The sequence below is a fragment of the Streptomyces sp. NRRL B-24572 genome, assembly GCF_002156145.1.
Classification (GTDB): Bacteria; Actinomycetota; Actinomycetes; order Streptomycetales; family Streptomycetaceae; genus Streptomyces; species Streptomyces vietnamensis.
In genome coordinates, this window is sequence record NZ_MWIG01000718.1 from 1 (window position 1) to 649 (window position 649).

Annotated in this window: 1 protein-coding gene; it reads right to left on the minus strand. The window is 72.3% G+C overall.

Features of this window, described 5'->3' with window-relative positions; genetic code table 11:
- Window positions 1–134: 134 nt before the first annotated feature.
- A partial coding sequence (locus tag CCN56_RS34385) for an RDD family protein (RefSeq protein ID WP_143664712.1) occupies window positions 135–649 on the minus strand: 515 nt, incomplete at its 5' end.

Here is a 649-nt window from a genome sequence, read left to right on the forward strand (position 1 = left end):
CTTGCTGAACGGATCGTCCTCGGGCGGCTGGTCGGGCGGCGGCTGGTCGGTGCTCATGGGGGCAGTGCATCCCGGGCGGAACGGCCCCGCAAGGAATCACCGCCCGTTCGGGGGACGACGCCCCCGGACCGGGCTCAGCGCGCCACGAAGGTGCGGGCCGCCTTGTCGTGCCAGCACTGCCGCCAGGGACGGTCGAAGAGGCACCACAGGACGTTGACGACGCCGATGCCCAGGAGCCCCAGGACGCTGTAGACGAGCCAGCGGCGGATCGCCTTCCCGAACGTCGGCGGCTCGTGCGCCTCGATGTCCCGCACCTCGATCCCGCACAGCTTCTTGCCCAGGGTGCGGCCCCACTTGGCGGTGGGCAGCGCCTCGTACAGGATGCCGATGACGAACAGCGAGGCGAGCGCGATGCCGAACTGGACGGAGGTCGTCGAGTCGAGCAGCCACACCTGGACGGTGGTGCCGGACTGCTTCGCCGCCTCGATCTTGCCCTCGATGTGGTCGATCGCGGCGGTCACGAAGGGCACGGAGGCCGCGCCGACCAGCGCGCCCAGGACGATGCCGTCGATCAGCCGGGCGGCCAGGCGCCTGCCGAGTCCAGCGGGGCGCGCGGCGGCCTGCGCGCGGGCCGCCTGCTGGAACACGT